General features: G+C 70.7%; 11 protein-coding genes. 5 read left to right on the forward strand and 6 right to left on the reverse strand.

Annotation, left to right across the window (positions count from 1 at the left end):
• The first annotated feature begins 136 nt into the window (after positions 1–136).
• Entirely contained in the window at positions 137–1,729 is a 1,593-nt protein-coding gene (gene serA, locus C5E06_RS04225; RefSeq protein ID WP_104240430.1) for a phosphoglycerate dehydrogenase, read from the forward strand.
• Positions 1,730–2,335: 606 nt separating this feature from the next.
• Here the strand turns inward: serA and C5E06_RS04230 are convergent.
• Positions 2,336–2,863, reverse strand: a complete 528-nt coding sequence (locus C5E06_RS04230) for a hypothetical protein (RefSeq protein ID WP_104240440.1) — start codon at positions 2,861–2,863, stop codon at positions 2,336–2,338.
• Positions 2,864–2,936: 73 nt separating this feature from the next.
• Here C5E06_RS04230 and C5E06_RS04235 point away from each other — a divergent pair, with 73 nt between their 5' ends.
• From C5E06_RS04235 to C5E06_RS04245, 3 genes are read left to right on the forward strand one after another with little or no spacing between them, the layout of a single operon-like run.
• Positions 2,937–4,019 (forward strand): 3-isopropylmalate dehydrogenase, encoded by a 1,083-nt coding sequence (locus tag C5E06_RS04235; RefSeq protein WP_104306087.1) that lies wholly within the window; start codon positions 2,937–2,939, stop codon positions 4,017–4,019.
• Positions 4,016–5,161, forward strand: a complete 1,146-nt coding sequence (locus C5E06_RS04240) for a branched-chain amino acid aminotransferase (RefSeq protein ID WP_104306088.1) — start codon at positions 4,016–4,018, stop codon at positions 5,159–5,161. The genes C5E06_RS04235 and C5E06_RS04240 overlap by 4 nt, the downstream gene beginning before the upstream one ends.
• A 43-nt stretch (positions 5,162–5,204) precedes the next feature.
• Positions 5,205–5,615, forward strand: coding sequence for a hypothetical protein (locus C5E06_RS04245; protein WP_146081300.1), 411 nt, complete (start codon positions 5,205–5,207; stop codon positions 5,613–5,615).
• Here C5E06_RS04245 and C5E06_RS04250 read toward each other — a convergent pair.
• Together C5E06_RS04250 and C5E06_RS04255 are read right to left on the reverse strand one after the other, a co-directional pair.
• A complete protein-coding gene (locus C5E06_RS04250) occupies positions 5,612–6,124 on the reverse strand; it encodes a hypothetical protein (protein WP_104306090.1) in 513 nt (170 codons plus the stop codon). The genes C5E06_RS04245 and C5E06_RS04250 overlap by 4 nt on opposite strands.
• Before the next feature lie 45 nt (positions 6,125–6,169).
• Entirely contained in the window at positions 6,170–7,615 is a 1,446-nt protein-coding gene (locus tag C5E06_RS04255; RefSeq protein WP_104306091.1) for a PucR family transcriptional regulator, read from the reverse strand.
• A 138-nt stretch (positions 7,616–7,753) separates the two neighbouring features.
• Here C5E06_RS04255 and gabT point away from each other — a divergent pair, with 138 nt between their 5' ends.
• On the forward strand, positions 7,754–9,103 hold the full coding sequence (gabT, locus tag C5E06_RS04260) for a 4-aminobutyrate--2-oxoglutarate transaminase (RefSeq protein ID WP_104240446.1): 1,350 nt from the start codon (positions 7,754–7,756) through the stop codon (positions 9,101–9,103).
• A 284-nt stretch (positions 9,104–9,387) separates the two neighbouring features.
• Here the strand turns inward: gabT and C5E06_RS04265 are convergent, their stop codons facing one another.
• The 3 genes from C5E06_RS04265 to C5E06_RS04275 are packed head-to-tail and all read right to left on the reverse strand — an operon-like array spanning position 9,388 to position 12,810.
• Positions 9,388–10,200 (reverse strand): sulfite exporter TauE/SafE family protein, encoded by an 813-nt coding sequence (locus C5E06_RS04265; protein ID WP_104240447.1) that lies wholly within the window; start codon positions 10,198–10,200, stop codon positions 9,388–9,390.
• 7 nt (positions 10,201–10,207) lie between these two features.
• A complete protein-coding gene (locus C5E06_RS04270; protein ID WP_104306092.1) occupies positions 10,208–11,566 on the reverse strand; it encodes a Zn-dependent hydrolase in 1,359 nt (452 codons plus the stop codon).
• A complete protein-coding gene (locus C5E06_RS04275) occupies positions 11,563–12,810 on the reverse strand; it encodes an alanine--glyoxylate aminotransferase family protein (RefSeq protein ID WP_181062889.1) in 1,248 nt (415 codons plus the stop codon). The genes C5E06_RS04270 and C5E06_RS04275 overlap by 4 nt, the downstream gene beginning before the upstream one ends.
• Between the last annotated feature and the right edge of the window lie 5 nt (positions 12,811–12,815).

Genomic DNA, 12,815 nt, shown 5'->3' on the forward strand with positions numbered 1-12,815 from the left:
CATCCGCTCGGGGCCGGCCCTTCTGCGCATGCCAGGGGCCGCGTGTTACGGCGGCGCGGGCCGCTGGCGCGCCCCGCGATAGGATCGGTTCGGCCTGCGCCCGCAGACTCCCTGTCTCCACTGGAGGATTCTTCACGTGTCAAAGCCCGTCGTTCTGCTTGCCGAGCAGCTTTCCCCCGCAACCGTGGATGCGCTCGGTCCCGACTTCGAAGTCCGCCAGGTCGACGGCACCGACCGTGCCGCGCTCCTCGAGGCACTCGCCGAGGCCAACGCCATCCTGGTGCGCAGCGCGACCCAGGTCGACGCCGAGGCGATCGCCGCAGCCCCGAACCTGAAGATCATCGCGCGCGCCGGCGTCGGCCTCGACAACGTCGACACGCCAGCCGCCACGAAGGCCGGCGTCATGGTCGTCAACGCGCCCACCTCGAACATCACGTCGGCCGCCGAGCTCGCGGTCGGCCACATCATCTCGCTCGCTCGCCACATCCCGAACGCCAACGCGTCGATGAAGGCCGGCGACTGGAAGCGCTCGAAGTACACGGGTGTCGAGCTGTTCGAGAAGACCGTCGGCATCGTCGGCCTCGGCCGCATCGGCACGCTCGTCGTCGACCGCCTCAAGGGCTTCGGCGTGACGCTCGTCGCCTACGACCCCTACGTGACGCCCGCCCGCGCCTCCCAGCTGGGCGTGCAGCTCCTCAGCCTCGAAGAGCTCATGGCGCAGTCCGACTTCATCACCATCCACATCCCGCGCACCCCCGAGACGACGGGGCTCATCGGCGACGCGGAGTTCGCGCTCGCCAAGCCCGAGCTGCGCATCGTGAACTGCTCACGCGGCGGCATCATCGACGAGAACGCGCTCCGCGACGCCCTCGAGTCGGGCAAGATCGCCGGCGCCGCCCTCGACGTGTTCGTCACCGAGCCGCCGTCGAACCGCGACCTCCTCGACCAGCCGAACCTGCAGCTCACGCCGCACCTGGGCGCATCCACCGACGAGGCCCAGGAGAAGGCCGGCGTCTCGGTTGCCCGCTCCGTGCGCCTCGCGCTCGCCGGCGAGCTCGTGCCCGACGCGGTGAACGTCGCCGGCGGCGTCATCGACGAGTACGTGCGCCCCGGCATCCCGCTCATGGAGAAGCTCGGCCAGTTCCTGCAGGGCCTCATCGGCGCCTCCCCGGTGGCGTTCGACATCGAGGTGCACGGCGAGCTCGCACGCTACGAGATCAAGGCGCTGCGTCTCGCCGCGCTCAAGGGCTTCTTCACGAACATGGTGACCGAGCAGGTCTCCTACGTGAACGCGCCGCTCCTCGCGGAGGAGCGCGGCCTCGAGGTTCGCATGAACGCGGATGAGGACAGCGACGAGTACCGCAACGTGCTTACCCTCCGCGCGACGCTCAGCGACGGCAAGACGGTTTCCGTGTCCGGCACGCTCACCGGCCCGAAGCAGATCGAGAAGCTCGTCGGCATCAACGGATACAGCATCGAAGTGCCGCTCGCGAACCACCACCTCGTGATGGTCTACAGCGACCGCCCCGGCGTCGTCGCCGTCTACGGTGCCGCGCTCGGCGACGCCGGTGTGAACATCGCCGGCATGCAGATCGCACGCGACGAAGAGGGCGGCCAGGCCCTCTCCGTGCTCACGATCGACGAGCCCGCGAGCGACGAGCTGCTCGCGAAGCTGCGCGACGCGATCGGCGCCTCCGAGCTGCACGAGATCGACATCATCGAGAGCTAGCACTTCCAGCGGCGGCCTGCCGCCCCGGCGAACGCTGCCTGCGTCTTCACCCCTGCGAGAGCTCGCCGGGGGTGAAGACGCAGGCAGCGTTTTTTGGTCAGTGGCTGTCATGGCCAGCTTGCGGGATGGATGCCGCCCGGTGGGACCCGGTGGACGTGCTGCGGTGCATCCGTCACGCAAGCTGGCCGACGCCCGGGCGGGTGGAGAGCCGTCCCGTCCCGTCCTGTCCTGTCCTGTCCCGTCCCGTCCCGTCCCGTCGCGTCCCGTCCCGTCCCGTCCCGCCGCGGGCGCGATCACTGCCAGCCAATTGCCCCGCTGACGCCCCGGCTGGAGGGCGACTCGCCGGGCAGCGATGGAGGTTCGGAGTCGGGGCGGAGGTGAGGCGCGAAGGGGCGTGGCGTGGGGCTCGTGGGCTTGGCCAACTTCCGGGCCCCGCCCCGCCCCGACCCGGCGCGGGCGCGATCGCTGCCAGCCGATTGCCCCGCTGACGCCCCCGCTGGAGGGCGACTCGCCGGGCAGCGACGGAGGCTCGAGGGCGGGCTGCGGGCTGCGGGCTGCGGGCAATGGGGCAGTGGGCAATGGGGCGCGGGGCGGTGGGGCGCGCGGTCAGTGCCCGAGGTTCGCCTTGAGCACGGAGATGCCGACGCCGACGAGGGCGAGGCCGATGCCGGCCGCGAAGGTGCGGAAGGAGGGCTTCTCGCCGCGGATGCGCTGGATGGTGAAGCCCATGCCGGCGAGACGCACGATGATGACGACCTCGGCGACGATCTGCGCCGTCTCGCCGTCGATGACACCGAGCGCGGCGACTCCGAGGATCGCCGCGGGGATGGACGCGGCAGAGGCGATCGGGACCGCGTCCCGCAGCTCGTGGAGGAATTTGAGGTGCGCTGTGCGCTCTGGGCGGTCGGCGGCGCGTGTCGAGTGGCCGACGGCGTCGGCGATGAGGTGCGCGAGGAGGGTCGTGCCGCCCGTGGCCAGGACCACGATCGCGCCCTCGCCGGGGTTCTCGCCAGCGTGCACGAGTCCGAGGAGCGTCGCGAGCACGATGATGTTGCCGTACACGTACGCCGTGAGGCGGCTCGCGGCGCGCTCCCGAGGCAGGTCGTCCTTGCGGCGCAGGATGGCGGTGGTCATGGGGACAGACGCTAGCCCAGCCGCGGCCTAAACTGGGAGAGCCGCGATCGCCGTCGGCAGGAAAGGACGCCTCGTGTCGGAACGTGCAGCGACTCAGAAGCTCGACATCGCCGTCATCCCGGGTGACGGTATCGGCCCGGAAGTCGTCGCCCAGGCGCAGCGAGCGCTCCGCGCCGCCCTCCCGGGAGACGTCGAGCTGAGCCTCACCGAGTATCCGTTCGGAGCGGGGCACTACCTCGAGACCGGCAACATCATCTCCGAGGCGGAGCTGCACGCGCTCGCTCAGCACGACGGCATCCTGCTCGGCGCGGTCGGGGGAGACCCCGCAGACGAGCGCCTCGCGGGCGGCATCATCGAACGCGGTCTGCTGCTGAAGCTGCGCTTCGCGTTCGATCACTACATCAACCTGCGCCCTGGCGCGATCTCGCCCGGCGTGAGGACCCCGCTGAGCGACCCAGGCGAGGTCGACTTCGTCGTGGTCCGCGAGGGCACCGAGGGGCCATACGTCGGCAACGGCGGCGTGGTCCGTGCCGGGACGCCGCACGAGATCGCGACCGAGGTATCCGTGAACACGGCCTACGGCGTGGAGCGCACCGTCCGCTACGCGTTCGAGAAGGCGCAGGCGCGTCCGCGCAAGCACCTGACGCTCGTGCACAAGAAGAACGTGCTCGTCAACGCCGGCGTGCTCTGGCAGCGTGTCGTCGACCGGGTCTCGGCTGACTACCCGGACGTCGCCGTCGAGTACCTGCACGTCGACGCTGCTACGATTTTCTTCGTCACGAACCCACAGCGATTCGACGTGATCGTCACCGATAACCTGTTCGGCGACATCGTGACCGACCTTGCCGCAGCCATCACCGGCGGCATCGGGCTGGCGGCCTCGGGGAACATCAATCCCGAAGGCGAGTTCCCCAGCATGTTCGAGCCCGTCCACGGCTCGGCTCCAGACATCGCGGGCCTCGGCAAAGCCGACCCGACGGCGGCGATCCTCTCCGTCGTTCTGCTGCTCGAGCACTTCGGGCTCTCGGACGCAGCCGCATCCCTCGAGAGCGCCTGCCGCGCTGACCTCGCATCCCGAGGTGGCGCGGCCAGGAGCACCTCCGAGATCGGCGACGCCATCATCTCCCGACTGACCGCGCAAGGAACCCACGCATGAGCGACACCAGCAGCACCCAGCCCGGCACGACGACGCAGGCCGCCGCGGCCGAGGGAGCCTCCCTCGAGTTCACGATCGAACGCAACCCGACTCCGGCTTCGGCCGAGGTCAGGGACGCGGTGCTCGCCGACCCCGGGTTCGGCAAGCACTTCACGGACCACATGGTGATCATCGACTGGACCCTCGCCGAGGGCTGGCACGATGCCAGAGTCGTGCCGTACGGGCCACTGCAGGTCGACCCCTCGTCCGCCGTCTTCCACTACGGCCAGGAGATCTTCGAGGGGCTCAAGGCCTACCGGCACGGCGGGGGAGACGTGTTCGCGTTCCGGCCGGAGCGCAACGCCCGCCGCCTGCAGAGCTCCGCACGGCGCCTCGCGCTGCCCGAGCTGCCCGAGGAGCTGTTCGTCGAGTCGGTGCGCCAGCTCGTGCAGATCGACGAGCAGTGGGTCCCGGCGGCTGGCGAGGGCAAGACCCTCTACCTGCGCCCCTTCATGATCGCGTACGAGAACTTCCTCGGCGTGCGCGCGGCGCAGACGGTGCGCTACATGGTCATCGCCTGCCCAGCCGGCTCCTACTTCTCCGACCCCACGCGCCCCGTCGACATCTGGCTCTCGCAGGAGTACTCCCGCGCTGGCGCGGGTGGCACGGGAGCCGCGAAGTGCGGCGGCAACTACGCATCGTCGCTGCTCCCACAGGAGGAGGCGTACGCGAACGGCTGCGAGCAGGTGCTGTTCCTCGACGCGGCGGAGAACACGTACCTCGAGGAGCTCGGCGGCATGAACATCGTGCTCATCAAGTCGGACGGCACGATCCTCACCCCGCTGAGCGACTCCATCCTGCCCGGCATCACGCGGGACAGCGTCCTCGAACTGTGCGAGCGGGCCGGTCGGAAGATCGAGCAGCGCCGCATCACGATCGACGAGTGGCGCGAGGGGGTCGCCGACGGCACGATCGTCGAGGCGTTCGCCTGCGGCACTGCGGCGGTCATCTCGCCGATCGGCAAGGTCAAGTCGCCCGACTTCACGATCGAGAACCCGGTCATCACGCAGGATTCGGTGAGCATGCGCATCCGCGCCGAGCTCACGGGCATCCAGAACGGCGAGCTGCCCGACCTCATGGGCTGGACGCAGCGCCTGGCCTGAGGGCTGGCGGACCAGAGTGAGCGGACGGACGGCGGGCTGACGCGTGGTCTACGGCTGGGCTGCCCGCAAGGGTGCTGACTACCAGGAGCGGGCGATGGCCGCGCCGTCGAGGCGAGGCTTCGTGCTGCTCGCGGTGCTCGAGCTCGGCCTGGCTGCCCTGTTCGCCGGGGTCCTCACGGCCGGGCAGTTCTGGCTGGCGCCGGTGGTGCTCGTGGTCGCCACGCTCGCGGGATGGGCGACCACGAGGTTCCTCGTGCACGTCTCGGCGTCGCTGCGGCGGGTGGTGGTGATCTCGGCGGTGCTCGGGATGCTCGCGCTCGGGGTGTTCGCGAGTCCGGTCGCCGGCATGGGGCTGTTGGCGCTGTTCGCGTTCGCGGGAGGCTGGTTCCTGACGTTCGCGGTGGCGCCGTCGCGCGCCGTCCGCTGGCGTGCGGTGACGCGGGGTCGCCGCTAGCTCGTGTAGTGGAGCGCCATGTAGGACCCGCGCAGCAGCTGCACCTCGAGGACAAGCTGCCGGAAGGTCCAGGCGCGCGGGGGCCGGCAGGTGATGAGCGACATCGGTCCGTCTCGCAGCTCGAGCAGCTCGATGCCCTCGATCTTCAGCTCGGTGTCCGGGCGTGCCTTCGCGAGCAGCGCGCGAACGCCGTCCTCGTCCATGTCGGTGTCGCGGGGAGCGTCGAACTCGAACGTGAGCTCGTGGATGTCGACGAACAACGAGTCGGTGTCGTCGAACTCGTCGCGCCGCCCGTCCTCGCGCTGCTCCTCGCGGTACACGTAGCCGAGCACGTCGTCGCCGGCTGGCATCGTGACGATGAGGCCGCGGCCGGGTTCGAGCTGCTGGCGCAGCGACCGGCAGACGTGGGCGAACGCGAGGTCCTCGACGTCGAGGACGTCGACGGTGATGTCGACGGCTCCGTCGTCGCCGAGCTCGACGCCGTTGGGGAGGGTGTACGTGTTCGCCATGCCGTCAGTCTCCCAGAACGGCGGGGTGCGGATGCGCGCGGCGCGTCACGCGCCGCCGGCGCGCAGCCGCCTGGCCGCCCCGGCGAGCCACAGCTGCACGCCCTCCGACATGATGCGCGGGTCGAGGCCGGAGATGGCGGCGATCTGGTCGAGGCGGTAGCGCACCGTGTTGCGGTGGGTGCCGAGCCCGTCGGCGACCTGCGCGATCTGGCCGGAGTGGGCGAAGTAGGCGTCGAGGGTGGCGAGCAGCATCGATCCGTGCTCGGCGTCGTGGGCTTCGAGCGGCCCGAGCACTTCGGCGGCGAGCTCCAGCACGGGCACGTCGCGGCTCGCGAGCAGCAGCGAGGAGATGGACAGGCGTGCGGAGGTGGCGACGTCGATGTCCTTCGGCGCGTTGCGCAGCGCATCCCGGGCCTCGAAGTAGCTCCAGCGCAGGGCGAGGGAGGCCGGGTAGAGGTCGCCGATGCCGACCCGCGCCGCGATGCCCGCGGAGCGGGCGAGGCCGATGAACGCCTCGGCCGCGTTCGGCATGCGCGTGCGCTCCGGCGCGATGATGAGGAGACGGCCCTCGAAGACCGCGGACACCGACGACTGCAGCTCGGCGGGCAGCGGCAGCGCGGTGAGCTCCGCGGTGCGGCGTTCCTCGGTCTCGGCGACCAGCACGCGTGCGGCCTGACCCGTGGCCACGCCGAGCGCCGTCAGGCGCCGCTCGGCGTCCTCGACCGTGAACTTGCCGCGGATGAGGTCGTGCAGCACGTGCCCAGACGCGTCGCGGGCGGCGCGAACGCGACGCGTGTCCTGGATGAGCTGCAGGCTGAGCAGCGACCGCGCGTAGTTCACGAGGCCCTCGTTGACGCGGGGGTTGGTGATGTGGAGGGTCGCGCCTGCCGACTGGCCCGTGGAGATGGGGAGCGCATCCCACCCCGTGACGGCCTCGTCGTGCACGTCGAGGCTGCCGGCGAGCAGCTCGCCGAGGCGGGTCACGGCGACGTGCGAGCTCGTCAGCCTGGCGAGCCTCGCGGCGAGCCCCGTGATGCCGCCGTCGGAGAGCAGCGACGTCACCAGCTGCTGCTGCTGGCGGTGCTCGCTCTCGAGGCGCGAGTGCTGCTCGTCGGTGCTCGCCTGCGTCACGACCTTCGTGAGCGCCGCGAACGGCGTCTCGTAAGCGACCTCGAAGAGCGGGAGCCCGGCCTGCTCGGCCGCCGCTATGAGGGCGGCCGGCACGGTGTCGTGCGTGAAGCCGGTCCCGACGCCGAGCGCGACCGTGTCCGCCTCGACGAGGGACTCCACGAACGAGCGGTACGCGCGTGTGCCCCGCAGGCGCATCCCGGTCGTGAGCACCAGCTGTCCGCCCGTGAGGAACGGCTGCGGGTTGAGCAGCTCCGTCGTCGCCACCCACTCGATGCCGGCGCGCAGCGCCTGCGGCTCGCCCGTGTGCAGGGTGAGGCCCAGGGAACGGTTCGCGAGGAGCGTGTCGACGGTGGCGAGCATGCCCCGATTCTAGACATGCCCTAGACGGATGCACAGAAGTGGTCGGACCGGTCGTGCGCGTGCCCATTCGTCTCGCGGTGCAGAACCGCGTAGCCTTCAAGCCATACCAAGAGGTCGAACCCCGAGGAAGGAAGCACCGTGACGGAGTTCCGCATTGCCCAGGAGCGCAAGCTCGAAGGCGCCATTCCAGGCCCCAAGTCGCAGGCCCTGACTGCGCGTCGTGAGGCGAGCGTCTCCGCATCGCTTGTCCCCGCAGTCCCCGTGTACGCGGCTGACGTCGACGGCGCCATCATCCGCGACGTCGACGGCAACCAGTTCGTCGACTTCGGTGCCGGCATCGCCGTCACGAACGTCGGCGCATCCCACCCCCGCGTCGTCGCGGCCGTGCAGGAAGCGGCAGCGCACTTCACGCACACCGCATTCGGCATCACCCCGTATGAGGGCTACGTCGCCGTCGCCGAGAAGCTCATCGAGATCACGCCGGGCGACCACGCCAAGAAGGCCGTGCTCCTCAACTCCGGCGCGGAAGCCGTCGAGAACGCGGTCAAGATCGCCCGCCACTCGACCGGCCGCAACGCCGTCATCGCGTTTGACCACTCGTTCCACGGCCGCACGAACCTCACGATGGCCCTCACCGCGAAGAACATCCCGTACAAGGACGGCTTCGGCCCGTTCGCGCCCGAGGTCTACCGCGCGCCCATGAGCTACCCCTACCGTGACGGCCTCACGGGCGCCGAGGCGGCAGCGCGCACGATCGACGTCATCGAGAAGCAGGTCGGCGGCAAGAACGTCGCGGCCATCATCATCGAGCCCATCCAGGGCGAGGGCGGCTTCATCGTCCCCGCCGATGGATTCCTCCCCGCGCTCGTCGAGTGGGCGAAGGCCAACGGCGTCGTCTTCATCGCCGACGAGGTCCAGGCCGGCATGTGCCGCACCGGCGCCTGGTTCGCGTCGGAGCACGAGGAGATCGTGCCCGACCTCGTCACGATCGCCAAGGGCGTCGCGGGCGGCATGCCGCTGTCGGCCGTCGTCGGCCGCGCCGAGATCATGGACAGCGTGCACGTCGGCGGGCTCGGCGGCACCTACACGGGCAACCCGGTCGCCACGGCCGCCGCGCTCGCGACGATCAGCATCATGGAGGACGAGCAGCTCGCTGCCCGCGCCCTCGAGATCGAGACGATCGTGAAGACGCGCTTCGAGGCGCTCAGCGCCGAGCTCGGCGAGAACACGATCATCGGCGAGGTCCGCGGTCGCGGCGCCATGCTGGCGTTCGAGTTCGTCGAGGCCGGCACGGCGACGACCACGAAGAAGCCCCACCCGGCCGCCGTCAAGGCGATCGTCGCGGATGCGCTCGGCCAGGGCGTCGTGCTGCTCTCCTGCGGCACCTACGGCAACGTCGTGCGCCTCCTCCCGCCGCTCACCATCACGGACGAGCTGCTGAACGACGGCCTCGACGTGCTCGAGGCGGCTATCCGCGCTCAGGCGTAGAACGCCCGCGCCCGTCTCGGGCGCGCATCAAGCCGCCGGGGGAGACCCCGGCTACAGAATCTCGACGCCCCGGCACATTCTGCGCCGCCGGGGCGTCGAGGTATTTCCGGGCGTACCGCTCGCCGCCGCCCTGGCGCCCCGGGCGCAGACCCCCAACAACACAGACCTCGGGCAGATGCAGCTTCATCGCGAGACGAAGCTGCGTCTGCCCGAGGTCTGTGCCGGGACGCGTGTCTGTGTCGGGGACGCGTGTCAGTGCCTGCCGCGTGTCTGCGCCGGGCGGGTCAGGCGGCGGGGGCCCGCTTCGCCTTGCGCTGCGCCTTGATGGTCTTGTACGCGTTCTGCCCGGCGATGAACAGCAGGTACGCGCCGAAGAGGATGCTGCCGACCATCGGGTCGATGAGCACGGCGCACCACACGCCGAGGAGGCTCGTGAGCGCGGCCGTCAGCCCGATCGCGGCGGCCGCCTTCAGGTCGACATTGCGGCGGCGCGAGTTGCCGATCGTGCCCGTGATGGTGGTGGGGATCATGACGAGGAGGCTCGTGCCCTTCGCCTCGAGGTCGCTCGAGCCGAACAGCAGCATGAGCGCAGGCACGAGGATGACACCGCCGCCGACACCGATGAGCCCCGAGATGATGCCGGTGACGAGGCCGAGCGCGACGAGCATGAGTGCCGTGAGCGCCGTCATGGTGACCTCGGCGTCGCGGCTCGGCACGGCGAGGAACAGGGAGACGGCGACGCCGAGCAGGAACACGATGAACATCCACCGGAGCACGATGAGCGGCAGCTTGTTGAGGAGCCACGATCCGATCCAGGCGCCGGCGATGGCGCCGACGATGAGGATGAGGCCCGCGAGCCAGTTCACGGAGCCGGTCAGGACGTAGCCGACGACGCCGACGATGGCGGGCGGGATGATCGCGGCGAGCGACGTGCCAGCGGCGAGGCGCTGGTCGAACGCGAGCATGGCGGTCAGCGCGGGCACGATGATGGTGCCGCCGCCCACGCCGAGGAACCCGGAGAGGAAGCCTGCCGCGAGGCCGATCGAGATGAGCACTATCCAGTCGCGGCGGGTCCTGGTGGTGGCGGGCGTGGTCATGGAGCTCCTAGGTTCTGCGGTGTTCTGCGCCGAGGTGGGCGACGGCTTCCGCGAGGGCGCGGATGCCGAGGGCGACGTCGCCGAGCGATACTGCCTCGTCTGGGTGGTGGCTGACGCCGTCTGGGTTGCGCATGAAGAGCATCCCCACGTCGGTGATGGCGCCGATGGCCATGCCGTCGTGTCCGGCTGGGCTGAACAGGGTCGTCGGGTCTTCGGGCCGGCCCGAGCCGAGGATACTCCCGTCCACGGCGCTGCCCGGCACGAGCGTGGAGCGGATGCCTTCGCCGACGACGTCCTGCAGCAGCGGCGCGCAGAACAGGGCTGGGGCGTTGTGCACTTCGCGGGTGTGCCAGCGCAGGCGCCTGCGGCCCATGATGTCGTCGAGCTCGCGGGAGATCTGGTCCCACACGCGGTCGCGTTCGCCGTCGAATTCTCCGCGCAGGTCGAGGCTGAACCTCGCCTCGCCCGGAACGATGTTCATCGCGCCGGGGAACGCCTCGAACTGGCCGACCGTGCCGATGATGTGGTGCTGGGTGGAGCAGATGCGCTCGACGGCGAGGGCCGCCTCGCTCGCGCCGAGGAGCGCGTCGCGGCGCATGTCGTACGGGGTGCCGCCGGCGTGCCTGGCCTCGCCCTCGACGACGAGCTGGAAGCGACGGGCGGAGGCGATGGAGGAGACGACGGCGAGCGGTTCGCCGCGGGCGTGTAGCTCGGGCCCCTGCTCGATGTGCGCTTCGAGGTAGCCGACGAGCTCGCTCGGCCTGCGGGCGGCTTCCGAGACCCGGCCGGGGTCGAGGCCGAACTCGAGGGCGGCTTCGCGCAAGGTGGTGCCGTCTGGGTCCTCGAGCTCCCACCAGGCGTCGTCCCACGTGCCGGCGACGGCGGAGGAGCCGAGGAGCGCCTTGCCGAAGCGGGCGCCTTCCTCGTCCGAGAACGCGGCGACCTCGAGCCCGAAGTCGAACGGGGAGCGGGCGGGGGCATCCACCCCACTCGTGTCGTCGTCGTGGCGCTGGAGCAGGCGCACGACCTCGATGGCCATGAGCACGCCGACGATGCCGTCGTAGCGGCCGGCGTCGACGACCGTGTCGAGGTGCGAGCCGAGCATGAGCACGGGCGCCTCCGGGTCCGCCGCGGGGAGGAGGCCGAGCTGGTTGCCCGCCGCGTCCTGCCTGGTCTGCAGGCCGGCCTCGCGCATCCACTCGGCGGCAAGCCGGTTGACGCGCGCGTGCTCGGGGGAGAGGTGCACGCGGGTGATGGCGCCTGGGGTGGAGGTGATGCGGGCGAGCTCGTCGCAGCGCGCCATGACGCGGCGGGCGGCGAGCTCGAAGACGGTGGGATCGAGGGCGCCCAGTCGCGCGGCCGTCATTCGGCGGCTCCCAGGGGGCTGTCGGTTGCGCGGAAGACGTCGGCGGCGGCCTCGACTCCACCGCCGGTCGGCACGGATGCGCCGTATCGGCGGAGCACGGCCTCGAGCGCCGCGAGGGTCGTGAGCACGGTGTCCTTGCGGGCGTTGTAGCCCATCGTGCCGAGGCGCCACACCTTGCCGTGCAGCGGGCCGAAGGAGGTGCCGATCTCGATGCCGAAGTCGTCGAGCAGGTCCTGCCTTGCCGTGTCGCCGGGGACGCCGTCCGGGATGACGACGGCGACGACGTTGTTCATCTTGTGCGCGATGTCGCCGAAGACCTCGAGCCCGAGCGCCTGGACGCCGGCGAGCATGGCGGCACCGGCGACACGGTGGCGTTCGATGACGGCGTCCCGGCCCTCGCGCAGCAGGACGGCCGCGCACTCCCGCGCCGCGTAGAGCATGGAGGTGGCTTCCGTGTGGTGGTTCAGGCGTCTCGGCCCCCAGTAGTCGAGGATCATGGCGAGGTCGAAGTAGTTGGATCGGATGAAGTCGCTCGCGGACTCGTCACCCGTCTCGCGGATGCCAGCCTCGACCCGGCTGCGGGAGCGGATGACCTCGACGGCGCGCTCGGAGAGGGTGATGGGTGCCGAGCCGCTCGGGCCGCCGAGGCACTTCTGCAGGCCGGCGGTCGCGGCGTCGAGGCCCCAGGCGTCGGCGAGGAACTCGTTGCCGCCGATGGACGCCGTCGCGTCGGCGTAGAAGAGCACGCCGTGCTTCGCGCAGATGGCGCCGACCTCGTCGAGGGGCTGGTTCATGGTGGTGGAGGTGTCGCCCTGGACGAGGGCGAGGAGGGTCGGCTTGACGCGGACGATGGCCTCCTCGATCTGCGAGACGGGGACGACCTGCCCCCACGGCACCTCGATGGTGTGCACCTCGGCGAGGGCGCGCTCCGCGATCTCGGCGAGGAGGTGGCCGAACCGACCGAAGACGGGGACGAGCACACGGTCGCCGGGCCGGATGAGAGAGACGAGCGCCGCCTCGATGCCGGAGCGGGAGGTGCCGTCGACGAGCACGGTCGCGGTGTTCTCGGTCGCCCACACCTGCCGGTACAGCTCCTGCGTCTCGTTCATGGCCTGCGTCATGAACGGGTCGTACTGGCCGACGAGGGTGCTCGACATGGCGCGGAGCACACTCGGGTACGCCGAGATGGGTCCGGGCCCCATGAGGAGGCGGGCTGGCGGTTCGATGGGGAGGATCGCGGTCATCTGCT

Source organism: Pseudoclavibacter sp. RFBI5, assembly GCF_002931395.1.
Lineage (GTDB): Bacteria > Actinomycetota > Actinomycetes > Actinomycetales > Microbacteriaceae > Pseudoclavibacter.